The sequence below is a fragment of the Pseudomonas sp. AC169 genome, from assembly GCF_979258515.1.
The window spans coordinates 862,415-880,028 of sequence record NZ_OZ409866.1; the positions used below are offsets into that span (position 1 = coordinate 862,415).

At 60.0% G+C, this 17,614-nt stretch carries 16 protein-coding genes; 6 read left to right on the plus strand and 10 right to left on the minus strand.

Annotated elements, in window-relative coordinates:
* The first annotated feature begins 92 nt into the window (after positions 1 to 92).
* The gene (locus ACZZ0G_RS03875) at positions 93 to 230 is read left to right on the plus strand and encodes a hypothetical protein (RefSeq protein ID WP_463555363.1); all 138 of its coding nucleotides are present in this window, start codon (positions 93 to 95) and stop codon (positions 228 to 230) included.
* Positions 227 to 1,231, plus strand: a complete 1,005-nt coding sequence (locus ACZZ0G_RS03880; protein WP_034155383.1) for an NADP-dependent oxidoreductase — start codon at positions 227 to 229, stop codon at positions 1,229 to 1,231. Before ACZZ0G_RS03875 ends, ACZZ0G_RS03880 begins: the two co-directional genes overlap by 4 nt.
* 127 nt (positions 1,232 to 1,358) lie before the next feature.
* Here the strand turns inward: ACZZ0G_RS03880 and pyrF are convergent, their stop codons facing one another.
* The gene (gene pyrF, locus ACZZ0G_RS03885) at positions 1,359 to 2,057 is read right to left on the minus strand and encodes an orotidine-5'-phosphate decarboxylase (RefSeq protein ID WP_463555364.1); all 699 of its coding nucleotides are present in this window, start codon (positions 2,055 to 2,057) and stop codon (positions 1,359 to 1,361) included.
* Between the two features lie 296 nt (positions 2,058 to 2,353).
* Here pyrF and ACZZ0G_RS03890 point away from each other — a divergent pair, with 296 nt between their 5' ends.
* The 3 genes from ACZZ0G_RS03890 (at position 2,354) to xopAW (ending at position 5,243) form a co-directional block, all read left to right on the plus strand.
* The gene (locus tag ACZZ0G_RS03890; protein WP_463555365.1) at positions 2,354 to 3,103 is read left to right on the plus strand and encodes a response regulator; all 750 of its coding nucleotides are present in this window, start codon (positions 2,354 to 2,356) and stop codon (positions 3,101 to 3,103) included.
* Positions 3,103 to 4,152: an ATP-binding protein gene (locus tag ACZZ0G_RS03895; RefSeq protein WP_122842578.1), complete on the plus strand. Its 1,050-nt coding sequence runs from the start codon at positions 3,103 to 3,105 to the stop codon at positions 4,150 to 4,152. The genes ACZZ0G_RS03890 and ACZZ0G_RS03895 overlap by 1 nt, the downstream gene beginning before the upstream one ends.
* 236 nt (positions 4,153 to 4,388) lie before the next feature.
* A complete protein-coding gene (gene xopAW, locus ACZZ0G_RS03900; protein WP_463555366.1) occupies positions 4,389 to 5,243 on the plus strand; it encodes a XopAW family type III secretion system calcium-binding effector in 855 nt (284 codons plus the stop codon).
* A 1,128-nt stretch (positions 5,244 to 6,371) separates the two neighbouring features.
* On the opposite strand, the gene ACZZ0G_RS03905 is transcribed toward xopAW, so the two are convergent.
* The 4 genes from ACZZ0G_RS03905 to ACZZ0G_RS03920 all read right to left on the minus strand — a co-directional run bounded on the left by ACZZ0G_RS03905 (position 6,372) and on the right by ACZZ0G_RS03920 (position 10,073).
* Complete coding sequence (locus tag ACZZ0G_RS03905) at positions 6,372 to 7,424, minus strand: AI-2E family transporter (protein WP_463555367.1); 1,053 nt, start codon at positions 7,422 to 7,424, stop codon at positions 6,372 to 6,374.
* 69 nt (positions 7,425 to 7,493) lie between these two features.
* Positions 7,494 to 8,300, minus strand: a complete 807-nt coding sequence (locus tag ACZZ0G_RS03910; RefSeq protein WP_463555368.1) for a DUF4892 domain-containing protein — start codon at positions 8,298 to 8,300, stop codon at positions 7,494 to 7,496.
* A 115-nt stretch (positions 8,301 to 8,415) separates the two neighbouring features.
* Entirely contained in the window at positions 8,416 to 9,270 is an 855-nt protein-coding gene (locus ACZZ0G_RS03915; RefSeq protein WP_463555369.1) for an alpha/beta hydrolase, read from the minus strand.
* Complete coding sequence (locus tag ACZZ0G_RS03920) at positions 9,267 to 10,073, minus strand: alpha/beta fold hydrolase (RefSeq protein ID WP_463555370.1); 807 nt, start codon at positions 10,071 to 10,073, stop codon at positions 9,267 to 9,269. Before ACZZ0G_RS03920 ends, ACZZ0G_RS03915 begins: the two co-directional genes overlap by 4 nt.
* A 225-nt stretch (positions 10,074 to 10,298) precedes the next feature.
* Here ACZZ0G_RS03920 and ACZZ0G_RS03925 point away from each other — a divergent pair, with 225 nt between their 5' ends.
* A complete protein-coding gene (locus tag ACZZ0G_RS03925; protein ID WP_463555371.1) occupies positions 10,299 to 13,304 on the plus strand; it encodes an RHS repeat-associated core domain-containing protein in 3,006 nt (1,001 codons plus the stop codon).
* Positions 13,305 to 13,334: 30 nt separating this feature from the next.
* Here the strand turns inward: ACZZ0G_RS03925 and ACZZ0G_RS03930 are convergent, their stop codons facing one another.
* The 5 genes from ACZZ0G_RS03930 to ACZZ0G_RS03950 form a co-directional block, all read right to left on the minus strand.
* On the minus strand, positions 13,335 to 13,778 hold the full coding sequence (locus ACZZ0G_RS03930; protein WP_463555372.1) for a hotdog fold thioesterase: 444 nt from the start codon (positions 13,776 to 13,778) through the stop codon (positions 13,335 to 13,337).
* A 31-nt stretch (positions 13,779 to 13,809) separates the two neighbouring features.
* Positions 13,810 to 15,465, minus strand: coding sequence for an AMP-binding protein (locus tag ACZZ0G_RS03935; RefSeq protein WP_463555373.1), 1,656 nt, complete (start codon positions 15,463 to 15,465; stop codon positions 13,810 to 13,812).
* 203 nt (positions 15,466 to 15,668) lie between these two features.
* Positions 15,669 to 16,121, minus strand: coding sequence for a phosphohistidine phosphatase SixA (gene sixA / locus ACZZ0G_RS03940; RefSeq protein ID WP_158954403.1), 453 nt, complete (start codon positions 16,119 to 16,121; stop codon positions 15,669 to 15,671).
* Positions 16,118 to 16,465: a DUF4389 domain-containing protein gene (locus tag ACZZ0G_RS03945; protein WP_008087808.1), complete on the minus strand. Its 348-nt coding sequence runs from the start codon at positions 16,463 to 16,465 to the stop codon at positions 16,118 to 16,120. Before ACZZ0G_RS03945 ends, sixA begins: the two co-directional genes overlap by 4 nt.
* A gap of 34 nt (positions 16,466 to 16,499) precedes the next feature.
* The gene (locus ACZZ0G_RS03950; protein ID WP_463555374.1) at positions 16,500 to 17,525 is read right to left on the minus strand and encodes an NAD(P)H-dependent glycerol-3-phosphate dehydrogenase; all 1,026 of its coding nucleotides are present in this window, start codon (positions 17,523 to 17,525) and stop codon (positions 16,500 to 16,502) included.
* Positions 17,526 to 17,614 lie beyond the last annotated feature (89 nt).

The following is a 17,614-nucleotide window of genomic DNA, read 5'->3' on the forward strand; positions in this document are numbered from 1 at the left end:
AAGGGATGGATGCAGGGGGGATTTGTTGAGTGGCAGCATAGCCATTGAGTTCTGCCGAGCGTCAGCACTATCCAATGGCTGTTTATGCGCCCATGCGCTGCAGTGATAAAACCATCCCGGTGATCATCACTGCACTGGATCGGCGTGCATTCGCCGTATCAGCCAACCTTGCGCCAAAGCTGTCGAGGGTCTATCAACAAGGCTTCATTCCGTTCGAGTGCCTGCCATGACCAATCAGACCAATCGCCAGTTCCTGCTCGCCAAACGCCCGGTGGGTGCTGCCACTCGCGAGACCTTCACCTATCAGGAAGTACCGGTCGGCGAGCCGGCGGCGGGCCAGATTCTGGTCAAGAACGAATACCTGTCCCTCGACCCGGCGATGCGTGGCTGGATGAACGAGGGCAAGTCCTACATCCCGCCGGTCGGTATCGGTGAAGTAATGCGCGCACTGGGCGTAGGAAAAGTCATTGCCTCGAACAATCCTGGATTTGCCGTCGGCGACTACGTCAACGGTGCCATCGGTGTGCAGGATTATTTCCTCGGCGAGCCAAGAGGCTTCTACAAAGTCGATCCGAAACTGGCGCCGCTGCCGGTGTATTTGTCGGCACTTGGCATGACCGGCATGACCGCGTATTTCGCCCTGCTTGATGTGGGCGCACCGAAGGCCGGCGACACCGTGGTGTTGTCCGGTGCGGCGGGCGCGGTGGGCAGCATTGCCGGGCAGATCGCCAAGATCAAAGGCTGCCGCGTGGTCGGCATTGCCGGCGGCGCGGACAAGTGCAAATTCCTCATCGATGAACTGGGCTTTGACGGTGCCATCGACTACAAGTCCGAAGATGTCGTGGCGGGACTTAAACGCGAATGCCCGAAAGGCGTCGACGTGTATTTCGATAACGTCGGCGGCGACATCCTCGACGCGGTGTTAAGCCGGTTGAACATGAAGGCGCGGGTGGTGATCTGCGGCGCGATCAGTCAGTACAACAACAAGGAAGCGGTCAAAGGCCCGGCCAACTACCTGTCGCTGCTGGTCAATCGTGCCCGCATGGAAGGCTTTGTGGTGATGGACTATGCCGCGCAATACGCCAGCGCTGCGCAGGAAATGGCCGGCTGGATGGCCAAGGGGCAGCTCAAGAGCAAGGAAGATATCGTCGAAGGTCTGGAGACGTTCCCGGAGACGCTGATGAAATTGTTCAGCGGCGAGAATTTTGGCAAGTTGGTGTTGAAGGTTTAGGCCCACCACAAAAACCAATGTGGGAGCGAGCCTGCTCGCGAAGAGGGAGTGTCAGTCGACATCTACATCGACTGATTCACCGCATTCGCGAGCAGGCTCGCTCCCACATTTGAATCTTCAGTGTGGCTTAGGCGATTTCGGCTACAACCGACGCCAATGCCTTGGCCGGATCCGCTACCTGGCTGATCGGACGGCCGATCACCAGATAGTCGGAACCGGCATCCAGCGCCTGACGCGGTGTCAGAATGCGACGCTGATCGTCCTGCGCGCTGCCCGCAGGACGAATCCCCGGAGTCACCAGTTGCAGCGACGGATGCGCGGTTTTCAGTGCCGTGGCTTCCAGCGCCGAGCACACCAGACCGTCCATGCCAGCCTTCTCGGCCAGTGCCGCCAGACGCAGCACTTGTTCCTGCGGTTCGATATCCAGACCGATACCGGCCAGATCCTCGCGCTCCATGCTGGTCAGCACGGTCACGCCGATCAGCAGCGGTTGCGGGCCGCTACGCTTGTCCAGCTCTTCACGGCAGGCGGCCATCATGCGCAGGCCACCGGAGCAATGCACATTGACCATCCACACGCCCATCTCGGCAGCAGCTTTGACGGCCATCGCGGTGGTGTTGGGAATGTCGTGGAATTTCAGGTCGAGGAATACTTCAAAACCCTTGTCACGCAGGGTGCCGACGATTTCGGCGGCGCAACTGGTGAACAGTTCCTTGCCCACTTTGACCCGGCACAGCTTCGGGTCCAACTGGTCGGCCAGCTTCAGTGCGGCGTCACGGGTGGGAAAATCCAGGGCGACGATGATAGGAGTCTGGCAGGCGGACATGAATGGGCTCTCAGGCAGGTCGAAATCGGCGCGCATTGTAGCGGAACCGGCGGCGGCGCGGCACCCGATGATCGGTAAATCGTCGCGCCAACCGTGATCAGCATAGCGCTCGCTGCTATTGTGTCGACTCCGATACACAACCGACACGCCAGCAACAAGCACCCGCGCTAGCCTCGCCAGCCGCAACACGTCCTTACATCAGCACTTCCCGCCTCACGGCCGGACGCCTATGCTGAAACCACCACCTCGCAGCCCATCTTTTGTGGTTGGCGGCCTACTGGCAGATGAACAGCCTCATGCACAACAACCAAATGACCGCGACTGATGAGCCTAAAGACGACAAGCGCTGGAGCATTCGTGCGCTGATCGTCGATGACGACGTGCCGATCCGCGAGCTGATGATCGATTACCTCGCGCGCTTCAACATCCACGCCAGCGGCGTTACCGACGGTGCGGCGATGCGTCAGGCGCTGCAGGCCGAACACTTCGACGTGGTCGTGCTGGATCTGATGCTGCCCGGCGAAGACGGCTTGTCGCTGTGCCGCTGGCTGCGCGCTGAATCGGACATCCCGATCCTGATGCTCACCGCTCGCTGTGAACCGACCGACCGTATCATCGGCCTGGAACTGGGCGCCGATGACTACATGGCCAAACCGTTCGAACCGCGTGAACTGGTCGCGCGCATTCAAACGATTTTGCGTCGGGTGCGCGACGACCGTACCGAACAACGCGCCAACATTCGTTTCGACAATTGGCGCCTGAATAGCGTGCTGCGTCAGTTGATCGCCGACGACGGCCTGGTGGTGCCGCTGTCCAACGCCGAATTCCGTTTGCTCTGGGTGTTCATCGAGCGTCCGCGCCGAGTGCTCAGCCGCGAACAATTGCTCGACGCCGCCCGGGGTCGTTCGATCGAAGCGTTCGACCGCAGTATCGATCTGCTGGTGTCGCGCCTGCGGCAGAAACTCGGCGACGACCCGAAAGCCCCGCAGTTGATCAAAACCGTGCGCGGTGAGGGTTACCTGTTCGACGCACGAGACATCGGCTGATGCGGGCGCGCTTCGACACGCTGTTCGGCCGCCTGTTTGGCGTGCTGTTTGTGGCGATCGTCCTCGCGCACCTGCTGGCTTTCACCTGGTTCCGTCTCTACGGCCCGCCCCCGCCTCCGCCACCTCCGGAGTTCTCCCAAGGCGCCGAGGGGCAACAGCCACCACACGATCCACGTTACCCGCCACGGCCGCCGCGTCCGTGGTTCGGTGGCCCGGTGGTGCCGCTGACCTTTCAGTTCATCACGCTGATGATCGCTGCGTGGTACGGCGCCAAACTGCTCAGTCGGCCGATCCAGCGCCTGAGCGACGCCGCCGAACGCCTCAGCGAAGACCTCGACAGCCCGCCCCTCGACGAGTCCGGCCCGCGGGAAGCGCGACAAGCGGCGCACACCTTCAATCTGATGCAGCGGCGCATTCGCGAACAGGTGCAGCAGCGCGCGCGAATGCTTGGCGCGGTGTCCCACGACCTGCGCACACCGTTGTCTCGGCTGAAACTGCGCCTGGAAAACATCAGCGATGAAAAGCTGCAGGGCCAAATGCGTCAGGACCTCGACGACATGATCGGCATGCTCGACGCCACCCTTACCTACTTGCATGAACAGCGCACCAGCGAAGCCTTGCAGTTGATGGATGTGCAGGCGCTGGTCGAATCGCTGTGCGAAAACGCTCAGGACCAAGGCGCCGACGTACAGGTCAGCGGCCATTGCGCACCGCTGCCGGTACAACCGATGGCCTTGCGTTCGTGCATCAACAACCTCATGGACAATGCCCTGCGTTATGCCGGCCAGGCACGCATCGAATTGCAGGATCAGCGCGAGCAACTGCTGATCCGCGTGATCGACCACGGCCCGGGAATTGCCGAGGACAAGCGTGAAGCGGTATTCGAGCCGTTTTATCGGCTGGAAGGCTCGCGCAATCGCAACTCTGGCGGCGTCGGTCTCGGAATGACCATCGCTCGCGAGGCAGCGCTGCGTTTGGGTGGCCAGCTTAACCTTGAAGAAACCCCCGGCGGTGGCCTTACCGCAATCATCCGCCTGCCACGCCCCTGAAAACACCACCGACCAACTGTGGGAGCGAGCCTGCTCGCGAAGGCGTCAGCTGATCCAACATCTCTTTTGAATGTACCGCCCTCTTCGCGAGCAGGCTCGCTCCCACAGGGGTTCAGCGGTGTTCATTGCATCGTGTGTACCCACCGGTACAAACCCCACATACCCCCGACAACTTGCGCCCTGACGCTGCATAAGCCGGTACACCCACCGGTTTGCCATTCCAGGGAGTGAGTCCGATGATCGGTAGCGTCAGCAACTACACAAGCTATACCAGCACCAGCAGCACCTCCACGCAAAACGCCCGCAGCCAGCAACTGCAAAAAGAACTGTTCGCCAAACTCCACAGCAACGGCGACGGCGCGGTGGACCAGGACGAACTGAAAAGTGCCCTGTCGCAAAAGTCCGACGACGGCCTGCTGGTCAACCTGAGCAAACAGTTCGGCGATCTGGACAGCGACGACAGCGGCAGCCTCAGCGCCGAAGAAATGACCGCCATGGCGCCTCCTCCGCCACCGCCAAACGATCAAGCACCGGACACCGACCTGGCCGACGCCCTGATCAGCGCCCTCGACACCGATGGCGACGGCGCCATCAGCAGCGACGAACTGAGCAGCGGCCTGACCAGCGCCGGCAATAGCGCCGACAGCAATGAACTCTTCTCCGCCCTCGACAAGAACAAGGACGGCACCGTCAGCCAGGACGAACTCACCGCCAGCCTGACCCCGTCACCGCCTCCACCAGCGCAAATCAACAGCGACGAACTGTTCAGCCAACTCGACGCCGATGGCGACGGCAGCGTGACCGCGACAGAACTCAGCAGCGCACTGCAAACCAGCGACAGCACCTCATCGACCAACACCGACACCAGCTCAGCGCTACTCAAGGTTCTCGATAGCGACAGCAGCGGCGGCGTGAGCAGTGATGAGCTTAAAGCGGCGTTACAGGCTGGGACAGAACGACCGGAGGAAGAGCAGACCGCTTCGACCCAGAGCACCACTGAAGCGCTGAACCGCATGATTGCCAATTTGAGCAAGCAGTACTCGCTGGAGAAAACTGCGTCGGTGGGCAAGTATTTGAATGTGGCGACTTGAGTCGACGCCATTATTTGCCGCGGACAATCAAAAGCCCCTCACCCTAGCCCTCTCCCGGAGGGAGAGGGGACTGACCGAGGTGTTTGGGAGAACTACACCGACGTGAAATACCGAGTTGAACTCAGATTCTGAAGCAGATCAAAAGCCCCTCACCCTAACCCTCTCCCGGAGGTAGAGGGAACTGACCGAGGTGTCTGGACGAGTTACGCCGACGTGAAATACCGAGTTGAACTCAGATTCTGAAGCAGATCAAAAGCCCCTCACCCTAACCCTCTCCCAGAAAGAGAGAGGGGACTGACCGAGGTGTTTGGGAGAGGTACGCCGACGTGAAATACCGAGTTGAACTCAGGTTCTGAAACAGATCAAGAGCCCCTCACCCTAATCCTCTCCCGGAGGTAGAGGGGACTGATCGAGGTGTCTGGACGAATTACGCCGACGTGAAATACCGAGTTGAACTCAGATTCTGAAACAGCTCAAAAGCCCCTCACCCTAACCCTCTCCCGGAGGGAGAGGGGACTGATCGAGGTGTCTGGACGAGTTACGCCGACGTGAAATACCGAGTTGAACTCAGATTCTGAAACAGATCAAAAGCCCCTCACCCTAACCCTCTCCCAGAAAGAGAGAGGGGACTGACCGAGGTGTCTGGACGAGTTACGCCGACGTGAAATACCGAGTCGAACTCAAGCTTTGAAAAGCCAACAAATCGGCTCCCTCTCCCTCGGGAGAGGGCTGGGGTGAGGGGCGAATCCACCACAAATCCAAAGCCGACCAAGCCCCGCTCTTCACCACTCAATAGGCCGAGTGTCAGCTCGCCTGCTCTTGATCTTGATCCACGGGCGACGTCGGAAGGCTGAGTGGAGGGATTGATCCGGGCGTGGGAGCGAAGCGACCGTTTGGCGCAGCCAAACACAGCGAGAGGAGGTGCAGCGAAGCAAACCGTAGGCGCTGCGCCCGGATCGATCCCGGAGCGAAGGAACCCCGAGCCCCAGCGAGCGGGCCGCACGCAGGAGCAAGCCTTTTGGGTTACCTTTTCGGCGTTTGGAAAAGGTGACCCCGCCGTCAGGGCGGAACCCTAAGCAGCCGTTACCGCAGCAATGGATATACACCCAAACCCAAAACCCAAAACAGCTACCGCCGTTCCTCAACCCGAGACTGACTCTTGCTCCAATCCGTCAACAAACTATAAGCCACCGCCAACAACGTAGGCCCGATAAACAACCCGATAAACCCAAACGCAATCAACCCGCCAAACACCCCAAGCAACACAATCACCAACGGCAAATTCCCCCCGCGACTGATCAGATACGGCTTGAGCACGTTGTCCACGCCACTGATGATGAACGTCCCCCAGATCCCGAGAAACACCGCCATCCCGTACTCACCCTTCCACGCCAGCCAGGCCGTGGCCGGCACCCACACCAACGGCGGCCCCATGGGAATCAGACTGAGCAAGAACGTGACAATCCCGAGCACCAACGCTCCCGGCACCCCGGCAATCAAGAAACCGATCAACGCCAGAACCGCCTGCGCCGCCGCCGTGCCGATCACGCCGTTGACCACCCGCTGTACCGTACCGGCCACCAGCTCGATGTAATACCCGGCGCGATCACCGATCAAGCGTTCCAGCAGACTGTGCACAAACGCCGCCAATCGCGGCCCGTCACGGTAGAAAAAGAACACAAAGACAATGCTCAGGGTCAGCTCGAGAATCCCGCCGCCAATCTGCGCACTACGCGCCAGCAGCCAGTTACCGACCTGTCCCAGATACGGCTTGATCGACACCATCAGAGCGGCGCCCTGCTGATCGATGCTGTTCCACAGCCCGACCAGCCGTTCTCCCACAAACGGCAAAGTCCCCAGCCACACTGGCGCTTCCGGCAAACCGTCGACCTGCACATCCTTGATAAATGCCGTGGCATCGCGCACATGATCGGCCAGATTGAATCCCAGCCACACCAGCGGCGCCGCCACCAGCAACATCCAGCCCAACGTCAGAATCGCTGCTGCCAGGGATTCGCGGCCATTCAACCAACGGGTCAACAGACGCATCAGCGGCCAGCTGGCAAACGCCAGCACCGCGCCCCAGAACAGCGCCGACCAGAACGGCGCCATTACCCACAGACTGGCACCAAACAACACCAGCAGCAGGATCTGCACCAGCAGGCGATCGTTATTGAGCATCTAAGGTCTCGAAAAAGTCAGTCAGGCAAAGAGTAGGCGAACACGCGGTTCGTGCTCGCCCGAAACAGCTTAACGCAACAGATCGATGCGCAGGCCAGAGCCTTCGACACTGCCGGTTTCCATGCGTGCCGCCCGCACCCCCTGATTGATCAGTGCCTGACGCCAGGCTTCGGCCTTGGGTCCTGACACCGTCACCCGCAACGTCGTGTCGAGGTTAAGTCCACGGGAAATCAACCGCAGCCAGGTGTCGTCCGGATCATTCACGCGATCAGGGAAGTCCAGCTCACCGGTGCTTTTGAGCTGGCGCAGCAGGGTCGCTGAAGTCGGCAGCAACTCGCCCAGCGGCGCCACTGCTTCGAACTGTTCGACATGCAGATAGGCTTTGCGATTACCGCGGGTGATGCTGTAAAGCGCCACCAGCGTGTTGTCCCGCGGCGCGGCCAGTCTCAACAGCAGATAGGCCTGTTGCTCGTCGGCGCCATACAGCTTGGCGTTACCAAACACCTCGTTGGCCCACAGGCTGCTTTCGCCGCAATCGCGGGCCTGACACCAGAACAGCAATTCGGCGTCCTGCTTTTGCAAGGCTTCGCGGGCGGCGGTGAAGGCTTCGGTGGCGGAATGTTCGGGTGGCAACTCGTAGGTCACCGAAGTGGTTTGGCCACGGGCGGTGACCTGGCCATCAAAACGCAGCTGGCCACTGATCTTGCGGATTGAACCCAGCGGATAAATCCGCTCAAGTTCCACCGGCGGGCGGTAATCGACGATCTGCGCATCGGCCAGACGCGGCACGATCTGCAGGTCCTGACTGCCCGGCACATCGGCGGCGAACGAAACGGTACTGAAACAGCACAGTGCCAACAGAGTGAGTGACCGCATAGTCAGGCTCATCGGATCGGCATGACTGGGTAATTCGAGGTCGCAGCGGTGTAGAAATCCATCGTGGTTGTCTCCCATTTCAACCCGACCAGCCTCGACAGTTGCCCGCAGCAAGTCAAGGAATGGCGAAGAACCGATTGAAACAGTCTGCGACAAGGTCCGCCCCGGCCTCGTTGTTCAGGTGCAAATGGTGCCCGCCCGCCAACTGTTCCCGGCTAAAGGGTAGACGTTCCAGCAGCTCGGGATGTTTGGCCAGCATGCCATCAGCCGCGACCACCAGATGCGCCGGGCAACTGACCCGCAGCGCAAAAGCCATCGCCTGCTCCTGGGTCAGGCGCAGCGGCGACGGCAGGGTCAGGCGATTGTCGGTGCGCCAGGTGTAACCGCCAGGCACCGGCATCAAGCCGCGCTGGGCCAACAATTCGGCGGCCTCTCGACTGACCGCCACCAGCCCCTTCATCCGCGCTTCGATCGCACGATCAAGGGTGTTGTAAACCGGTTTGCGCTTCTCGCGCAGATCCAGTTGCGCTTGCAGGGCCATGCCCATGCGCTCGGCAGCGTTTTCGCCTTTGTCTGTAGGCGGAATCACACCGTCGATCAGCGCCAGATAGCTGATGCGCTCCGGCAACGACCCCGCCAGCACCAGCGAAACAATCGCACCCATGGAATGCCCGAGCAGGCCGAAACGCTTCCAGCCCAGTTGCTCAGCGACTTGCAGCACGTCATGGGCGTAATCCCACAGCGCATACCCCGCGCCGTTCGGCCGATGGCCGGAATGCCCGTGTCCGGCCATGTCCAGAGCAATGATTCGCAGGCCTTTGAGCTTGGGCGCCAAACGGGCAAAGCTGTTGGCATTGTCCAGCCAGCCATGCAGCGCAATGACCGGCACACCGTCTTCGGGACCGAACAAATGCGCGGCCAACTCGATATGCGGCAGGCTCAGGCGCACTTCTTCGAAGGTCGGGCTCATGCGCAATCCTTGTCCTGGCGATTTTCCCAGCGAGTGAACAGCGTCTTCAGCAGACGTGCAGTGTCCTGCGGCCGTTCGAGTGGAAACATGTGGCCACCGGGCATGCTCAGTGCCTCACCTTGGGCCAGACGCGAAACGAAACGGGTGTGATGGCGCATGACCACGCGGCTCTTGTGCCCGCGCACCACCGCCAGCGGCACTTGTAATTGGCGAGTACGACCGGGGCTGGTGTGCGGCACGCCGCGATAGATGCTGATCTCGGTGGCCGGGTCGAAACGCAGGCGCAGCTTGTCGCCAACCTGATGCAAACCGTGTTGCAGGTAGGCATCGAAACATTCCGGGTCGAAACCACGAAACAAGGTCTTGCCGGCGAAATAGCTGCGCGCACTGGCGAGATCGGCAAACTCTTCACGGCGCCCCAGCGTCCGCCCGGCTGGGGTCAGCTTGTCGATGAAACCAAAACGCTTGGCGGCGCGGATCACCCATTGATCGGTGCGAGTCAGCACTGGCGAATCGAGCATCACCACACCGCGATACAGCTCCGGGCAACGCAACGCCGCATGCAAATGCAACACACCGCCAAAGGAATGGCCGACGCCCCACACCGGTTGATCCTGCTGCTGCAAATGATGAATCAACTCATCGACAAGGTTGTACCAGTTGTCATCCGCCGGAAAACGCGGGTCATGGGCATGTTGCTCCAGATGCGCAACCCGGTACTCGGGCGCCAGCGCCGCGAACAACTTGCCATAGGTGCCCGAGGGGAACCCGTTGGCGTGGGCGAAAAAGATTGGTTGCGACATACGGGCAAATCCATGAGCGGGAAACGTGGCGTTGATTGTCCGTAAGACCGCGCCTTACAGCAATGACCGTAACTGCCAGGAATAGTGGCGATGTTGTTTTATCCATAGGGGGAAGATGCGCCAGTCGTCGCAAACTTCGCGCACCTGTAACTTCTGACAGTTGACCGTTTGCCTATATTGCCGAATAACTGAAGCCGGTTCAGAGGCTAAGGGATGGCGACGTTCATGCACACTCATACACCGACAGTTTCCGTGATGGATTCGCGAGGGCTGAACATTGCCACGGTGTCTTATTTTCGCCACATACAGGGTGCAACACCCGAACCGCGTGTATACCGCCAGCGCTACGACTCTGCCGGCCGTCTGATTGACGTCTGCGATCCCCGTTTGCATACGCTGCAAGCGTGTGAACCGAATGCCCCCTCCAACCTGAAACTGCTCTACAGCCTGACAGGTGTACCCCTTGACAATGACTGCGTTGATGGGACATCCCGACTGAACTTGCCGGGCGCAGCCGGGCAGCGCGTGGTGGCATGGGACGGACTGCTGACCGAAACGCAGACTCGATACGACTCGATGCTGCGCCCGGTCAGTGTCGTCGAGCAGATATTGGGGGGAGCCGCCCGAAACAGCGCATTCTTCAGTTACGGAGACAGTACATTGTCCACCGCGATGCGTAACCAGTGCGGTCGAATGGTCCGCCATGACGACGGCGCCGGTAGCGAAATTTTTCCGGACTACAGCTTGCGAGGTGATCAACTGGTTTGTCTCCGGCATTTTCTTGAGCAACTCGACGAGCCTGACTGGCCTGAAACCGAGGCTCAAAGAAACCTGCTACATGAAGCCGGTAGCGGTGCGACAACGCTTATCGCTTACAATGCATTGGGGGAAACAGTTGGCCAGCATGACGCCATGGGCAACCACAAGCTGCTGCAACTCAATATTGCCGGACAACTGAAGCAGATCAGCCTGAAGCTCGCGGGAGACTTGCAATACGGCGTGTTACTGCTGGATATCCAGTACAACCCTGCCGATCAAGTCGTGCGCCAAGTGGCCGCCAATGGTGTGATCAGCCAAAACCTCTACGACCCGCAGAATGGTCGACTTGAAGAAGTCAGTGCCGAGAAGGTCGGCAGGTCAGCTCTGCAACATCTGATATATCGCTATGACCCGGTGGGCAATATCCTCAGCATCCTGGACAGGACGCATCCCACGCGCTTTTTTCGCAACCAGAAAATCGAACCGCTCTGTCAGTTTGCCTACGACAGCCTGTACCAATTGGTTTCGGCCAGTGGCTGGCAACGAAGCTACACCTCAAATGGGCCCCAGGATCCCGTTTTCACCTCACCTCCAGACTCCGCACAATTGGAAAACTACCATCAGACATACACTTATGACGCTGCGGGTAACCTCACGACGCTCGTTCACAGTGCGGTCAGCCAGAGCTGGACGCAACGCACGGCGATCTCCAGATACAGCAATCGGGGACTGGAACAAACGATTGATGGCACCCTGCCCGGCGAGGAGGAAATAGACGCTGGGTTCGATGCCAATGGCAACCGAAAAACGCTGCAGCCCGGCCAGATTCTGCAGTGGAATGCCGGCAGGCAATTGTGTCAGGTTGATCAAGTCCTACGCACACGTGCTGCAAATGACTGCGAACGCTACGTGTACGACGGCGTAGGCCAGCGCAAGCGCAAAGTCCGCCTCGTACATGCGCAGGGCATCGCGAAATCGCATGAGACTCGCTACTTGCAAGCGCTGGAAACACGCGAAAGTCCCGACGAAACCCTGCACGTCATTTCCGTTCAGGCAGGTCGATGTACGGTTGACGTTCTGCATTGGCCCGGCAAAAGCGCGGCTGCTGATCAATATCACTTCGGCTTCAGTAACCATCTGGGTTCGAGCATGCTGGTGCTGGACCATCAGGGAAACGCCATCAGCGAGGAAAACTACTTTCCCTATGGTGGCACCTGCTGGTGGGCGGGACCCGATCAGACACGGGCCCGCTACAAGACCCGTCGCTACGCAGGTCAGGAGCGCGATGCCACGGGTCTTTATTATTATGGTCAACGCTTTTACGCATCTTGGTTGATGCGCTGGATCAGTCCCGATCCGGCGGGCATCGCCGATGGCCTCAACCTGTTTTTGATGGTGCGCGGCAATCCGGTCAGGTTTGTCGACAGACATGGGCTGGCGGGATTCGATACTGCCAAGGCTGCGGGCGCGACAGCCGGTCGGGAGTTTATGAGCGCAGCCATTGGCGCCGCCGTGCAGACGGCTTTCGTGGGCTTCCTACCGGCGGCGAATACCGCAGTGACGATTGGTGGTGCGGTCGCCGGGGCCATTTCGGGCGGCATCAGTGGCTATGCCGGTACCAATTGGGCGCAAAATTCTGTCTCCGTCAATGACCCGGGAAGCTGGGGTCCTCTGGCGGCAAAAATCGGTGGCGCCGCATTGGGTGCGGCGTTGGGCGCCGCACCTTCCTTGCTCGGAATACTCGATCCAAAAGGCAATACAGCGGCTGCCAATCAGATTGGTAACGCCTTCGGTACGGTGTTTCGTGAGATGTCTGCTCAGTACCTCGCCAATGTCGGCTCAAGCAATCCCTCCATTGGCCGCGTCGACCTCGTCACGGGAGCGGCCAGTTTCGGAGCAGCAGGGCTGGCAGCAGGCGCCACCGGTTTCGGTGGCTCAGCGCTGTTAGGTACGGATGTGACTGGAAACGCCCTGCAGTCCATTCTTTCCGTCTCGGCGGTAACGGCAACCAGCGCTGCCGGCGCCTCTGTTGTAAGAGGGATGCGCGGAACGCCGGCCAAACCTTCCAGCAACAGCGAACCGACCTTCAATCCGGAAAACGCCGTGGTCGGCTACAGCAGCCGTCACTTCTTCCTGTCTCTGGGACAAATTGCCAATCTGGCGGTTACACAAATTCCCGGATACAACACTCTGGACGTACACACCCGAACAGCGGTGAGCCGGGCAGTCGTGAGCGCCGTCGGCGATATTCGCTCGACGTTTGTCACGATCGCGGCGCCCGGTCTGAGCGCAGAACTGGGCCTGACCTCTTGGGACCTGGAGAAAAACCAGGCCGGCGCCGGCATTGTTCGAGAGAGCCCTCCGACTTTGAGCAATGCACTATTCGACCCGGCCGCCACCGAAGTCTTGAACTGGGTCAGTGAAACGAGCATCAGCCAACGAAAATACTCCCGATCAGAACTGAATTTCTGAGCAGCAAGCGATGCGCGAAAGCAGCCGCAATTAGCGCACCGGCGGCTGCTCACCCAACGGCACCACCGCCATGGTCAAGCGCGACACACAACTGGCCTTGCCTTCATCGCTGGTCAAGCGGATATCCCACACATGGGTGGTGCGGCCAATGTGAATCGGCCTGGCCACTGCCGTCACCCGGCCACTGCGCAAGCCGCGCAAATGGTTGGCGTTGATCTCAAGCCCCACGCAATAAAACTTGCTGGCATCGATGCACAGGTAACTGGCCATCGAACCGACACTTTCCGCCAGCACTACCGAGGCGCCGCCATGCAGCAAACCGTAGGGCTGATGGGTGCGATGGTCGATGACCATGCTCGCGGTCAGCGATTCTTCGTCGAACGCTTCGAAGCGGATGTCGAGCACTTCGCCGATGGTGTTCTTCTGGATTGCGTTCAACTGCTCGATGTTCGGAGTGGTTCGCCACAGGCTCATCGCAGACTTCCTTTGTTGTTTTAGTGGTCGCTCAATCCTGCCACAGCACCGCCTCGTTGCGCTCGCTCCATTCTTCGAAGCGCGCGCCATAGGTGTCTTCGATGACGTTGCGCTTGATCTTCAGGGTCGGCGTAAGGAAGCCGTTTTCCACCGCCCAGCTGTCCTTGACCACCACCAGTCGACGCAGGCGCTCATGTTTGTCGAGTACGGCGTTGACCTCTTCCAGCAGTTTTTCCAGGCTCGAATGCAGACTCGCCCGGCCCTCCTCCTGATTGACGCTCGACAGCACACACAACCCCAACGGCGCACTCAAACCGTCACCCACCACGCACACTTGTTCGATGCGCGAATGCACCGCCAGACGATTTTCGATCGGGGCCGGGGCGACGTATTTGCCCTTGCTGGTCTTGAAGATTTCCTTCAGTCGGCCGGTCAGACGCAGGCGCCCTTCGGCATCTTGTTCACCCTTGTCGCCGGTGCGCAGAAAGCCGTCCTCGGTCAGGGTCTCGGCGGTTTTCTGCGGTTCCTTGAAGTAGCCGAGCATGTTCGCCTGACTGCGCACCTGCACCTCGCCCAGCTCATCGATGCGCACCTCGACATCCGGGCATGGCTTGCCGATCCAGCCTTGTTTGTATTGCCCCGGCAGGCAGATGTGTGAGTAGCCACAACCCTCGGTCATGCCATAGACCTCCAGTACATCGAGGCCGAGTTTCTGATACCAGGCAAGTAGCGTCTGCGGCACTGGCGCGGCACCGGACAACGCCACGCGCAAGGCGTCCAGCCCCAGCCCCGCCAGCACTTTGTGCCCGACTCGTTTGCCAATGAATGGCAGGCCGAGAAGAAATTCCAGACGCTTCGCCGGGATCTTGCTGTACACGCCCATCTGGAATTTGGTCCAGATGCGCGGCACGCCGAACATCGCGGTGGGTCGCGCGCGCTGCAAGTCAGTGATAAAGGTCTCGAGACTTTCGGCGAAAAACACCGTCTGCCCGGTGTAGATCGACGCCAGTTCCACGAACATGCGTTCGGCGACATGGCACAGCGGCAAGTACGAGAGCAATCGATCGTTCTCGTTAAGCCCGAACAGTTGCGTGCCACGGGTCGTAGCGAAACCGAGATTGGCAAAGCTGTGCATCACGCCTTTCGGTAGCCCGGTGGTGCCCGAGGTGTAGATGATCGTCGCCAACTGCTCTGCCGCCGGGCGCGGATCGTCCTGAATCGGCGAACTGCGCTGCAAGTCTGCCCAGCTGAAATCGAAATCCCCGGGCGGGTGCAGTGGCAGGCTGATGATAGGCAAATCGGCCGGCACACCTTTGGCCATGCCCGGCCAGTCATCGAGCTTGCCGATGAAGGCCAGGACGCTTTCCGAGTGATTGAGCACTTGCGCAACGGAGTCGGCGGTGAGGTTGGGATACAGCGGAACAGAAACGTGTCCGGCCATCCAGATCGCCAGATCAGCAATGATCCAGTGTGCGCAGTTCTTCGAGATCAGGGCGATGTGGCTGCCTTGCGGCAACTCACGGGCGCGCAGCCAATGTGCGGCGCAACGGGCCTGATGGCCGACATCCGCCCAGCTCAGCGTCTCGACCTGCCCGCCACCGATGGGCTGCACCAGAAAGCGCTGGCGCGGGTGCCGGGCTTCACGCTCGTAGAACACGTCCAGCGGCAAACGGAAGGCGGCAGACATGCGACTCGCTCCTGTTTTTTGGGTCTGGAGCAAGCGTAGTCAACCAAGCAAGTGCTTGGTTGGAAAATTCAAACAAATAATTTCATGGGTTGGCAGAAACCAATGTGGGAGCGAGCTTGCTCGCGAATGCAGGCTGTCAGACACATAAAGGGTGAATGACACGCCCCTTTCGCTAGCAAGCTCGCTCCCACAAGGGATCAGCGTTACGGGTGTTTCAGGCTGTTGAGGGTCATCGAACCGATCAGCAACTCAGGGCTTTCCAGTTCAGCCAATCCGGCAGTGCTGACCCGCTCCGGCGGATGTCCGGCGCCATGCTGCAGATAGCTGAGCAGATTGCCCACCAACGGATTGTGGCTGACCAGTAGCACGTTGCTCACCGACACCAACTGATCGGTGACCTTGTCCGGATCAACCTCCGGCGTCAGCCACTCGACCGTGCGAATTTCCGGCTCGAAACCCAGCGCTTCGCGAACAATCTGCGCAGTCTGTTGCGCGCGCAGATAAGGGCTGGCGTAAATCGCCGTCAGCGGCTGGCCGATCAAATGCGCGGCGCTGCTCAAGGCTTCTTTGCGACCGTGATCGGTCAGTTCCCGTTCTGAGTCGGGGCACGAGCCGTAAGGCACGGCTTCACCGTGACGCAATACCCAGAGTTTCATAGCTTGGGTTCCTCATCCCGGACCGGATGCGGCGCCGGCGCGACGGCGTGTGGCGCCTCACCTTCCGGGGTACGCGGCGTTGGCCAGTCGGCGAACGGCCACGGTTTCTGGTCGCTGTGGAAACTGCCGAAGCGGCCGATCTGCGCCAGAAACTGGCTCAGGCTGTCGCCGAAGTTCATCAGGCTGGCGCTCGGGGCGCCATAGATCAAACGATAGATCAGTTGCACCAGCACCACCGCGCCGAGGATGAACTGCGCCACTTGCCAGACCAGCACGTAAACGATCATCCACAACACCCGCAGGAGGATGGATTCGTACTTGGCTTCGGTTTTCGGATCGTTCATGGCTTGCTCCCCTGTCCGTAGATAAAAGCTGGATTCAGTTGAAACCGCTGGTGGAAATAAAGTCGACGTCGGTTTTCGGTTCGGCTCGCATCAGTAGACCGATCACCTGCTCCAGCGTGCGTCCTTCGAACAGGATCGCGTGCAGCCCGGCGACCAGCGGCATGTACACGCCGACTTCCTGGGATTTGGCCTTGAGCACTTTCAGCGTGTTGACGCCTTCAGCGACTTCACCGAGGCGCGACACTGCTTCGTCGAGGCTCAAGCCCTGACCCAACGCGAAACCGACCTGATAGTTGCGGCTCTTCGGCGACGAGCAAGTGACGATCAGATCGCCAACACCGGCCAGACCGAGGAAGGTCATCGGGTTCGCGCCCTGATTCACGGCAAAGCGGGTCATCTCGGCGAGGGCGCGAGTAATCAGCATGCTCTTGGTGTTCTCGCCCATCTCCAGCGCCACCGCCATGCCGGCGATGATCGCGTAGACGTTTTTCAACGCCCCGCCCAACTCGACACCGAAACGGTCAGCGCTGGCGTAAACGCGGAAAGTGCGACCGTGCAGCGCAGCCTGCACGGCCTTGCACAATTCTTCGTCTTCACTGGCGACCACAGTGGCGGTCAGTGCGTGCTCGGCAATTTCCCGCGCCAGGTTCGGCCCGGACAGCACGCCGATGCGCGCTTGCGGGGCGATCTCTTCGAGAATCTGGCTCATCAGCTTGAAAGTCTGCGCTTCGATGCCCTTGGTCAGGCTGACCAGCATCTTGCCGCTCAGGCGCTCGGCGTGGGCGGCGAGTACCGTGCGCAGCGCGCTGGAAGGCAGCGCGACAAAACACAAATCGCAGACGTCGAGAGTTTCCTGCAAGTCGGTGACGGCGGTCACGCTCGGCAGAATCTTGATGCCTTTGAGGTAACGGGGGTTTTCGCGATTGACCCGGATGGCCTCGGCCTGCTCGGGGTCACGCATCCACTGCCGGACTTGATGGCCGTTCTCGGCCAAAAGGTTGGCCACGGCGGTACCAAAACTTCCGCCTCCCAGGACCGCAATCGGGCGCTGTTCAGTCATATGCAATCCGTTAATCCATACCAGTGGCGATGGCGGCATTATACGGGGCGCCCCACGCGCGGCCAGCCCCAGCAACAATTACCGACACT

What these genes read in the sequence shown, in the direction of transcription:
- ACZZ0G_RS03875 (WP_463555363.1), top strand. Translation starts at nt 93, where the DNA reads ATGCGCTGCAGTGATAAAACCATCCCGGTGATCATCACTGCACTGGAT.
- ACZZ0G_RS03880 (WP_034155383.1), top strand. Translation starts at nt 227, where the DNA reads ATGACCAATCAGACCAATCGCCAGTTCCTGCTCGCCAAACGCCCGGTG.
- pyrF (WP_463555364.1), bottom strand. Translation starts at nt 2,057, where the DNA reads ATGTCCGCCTGCCAGACTCCTATCATCGTCGCCCTGGATTTTCCCACC.
- ACZZ0G_RS03890 (WP_463555365.1), top strand. Translation starts at nt 2,354, where the DNA reads ATGCACAACAACCAAATGACCGCGACTGATGAGCCTAAAGACGACAAG.
- ACZZ0G_RS03895 (WP_122842578.1), top strand. Translation starts at nt 3,103, where the DNA reads ATGCGGGCGCGCTTCGACACGCTGTTCGGCCGCCTGTTTGGCGTGCTG.
- xopAW (WP_463555366.1), top strand. Translation starts at nt 4,389, where the DNA reads ATGATCGGTAGCGTCAGCAACTACACAAGCTATACCAGCACCAGCAGC.
- ACZZ0G_RS03905 (WP_463555367.1), bottom strand. Translation starts at nt 7,424, where the DNA reads ATGCTCAATAACGATCGCCTGCTGGTGCAGATCCTGCTGCTGGTGTTG.
- ACZZ0G_RS03910 (WP_463555368.1), bottom strand. Translation starts at nt 8,300, where the DNA reads ATGCGGTCACTCACTCTGTTGGCACTGTGCTGTTTCAGTACCGTTTCG.
- ACZZ0G_RS03915 (WP_463555369.1), bottom strand. Translation starts at nt 9,270, where the DNA reads ATGAGCCCGACCTTCGAAGAAGTGCGCCTGAGCCTGCCGCATATCGAG.
- ACZZ0G_RS03920 (WP_463555370.1), bottom strand. Translation starts at nt 10,073, where the DNA reads ATGTCGCAACCAATCTTTTTCGCCCACGCCAACGGGTTCCCCTCGGGC.
- ACZZ0G_RS03925 (WP_463555371.1), top strand. Translation starts at nt 10,299, where the DNA reads ATGCACACTCATACACCGACAGTTTCCGTGATGGATTCGCGAGGGCTG.
- ACZZ0G_RS03930 (WP_463555372.1), bottom strand. Translation starts at nt 13,778, where the DNA reads ATGAGCCTGTGGCGAACCACTCCGAACATCGAGCAGTTGAACGCAATC.
- ACZZ0G_RS03935 (WP_463555373.1), bottom strand. Translation starts at nt 15,465, where the DNA reads ATGTCTGCCGCCTTCCGTTTGCCGCTGGACGTGTTCTACGAGCGTGAA.
- sixA (WP_158954403.1), bottom strand. Translation starts at nt 16,121, where the DNA reads ATGAAACTCTGGGTATTGCGTCACGGTGAAGCCGTGCCTTACGGCTCG.
- ACZZ0G_RS03945 (WP_008087808.1), bottom strand. Translation starts at nt 16,465, where the DNA reads ATGAACGATCCGAAAACCGAAGCCAAGTACGAATCCATCCTCCTGCGG.
- ACZZ0G_RS03950 (WP_463555374.1), bottom strand. Translation starts at nt 17,525, where the DNA reads ATGACTGAACAGCGCCCGATTGCGGTCCTGGGAGGCGGAAGTTTTGGT.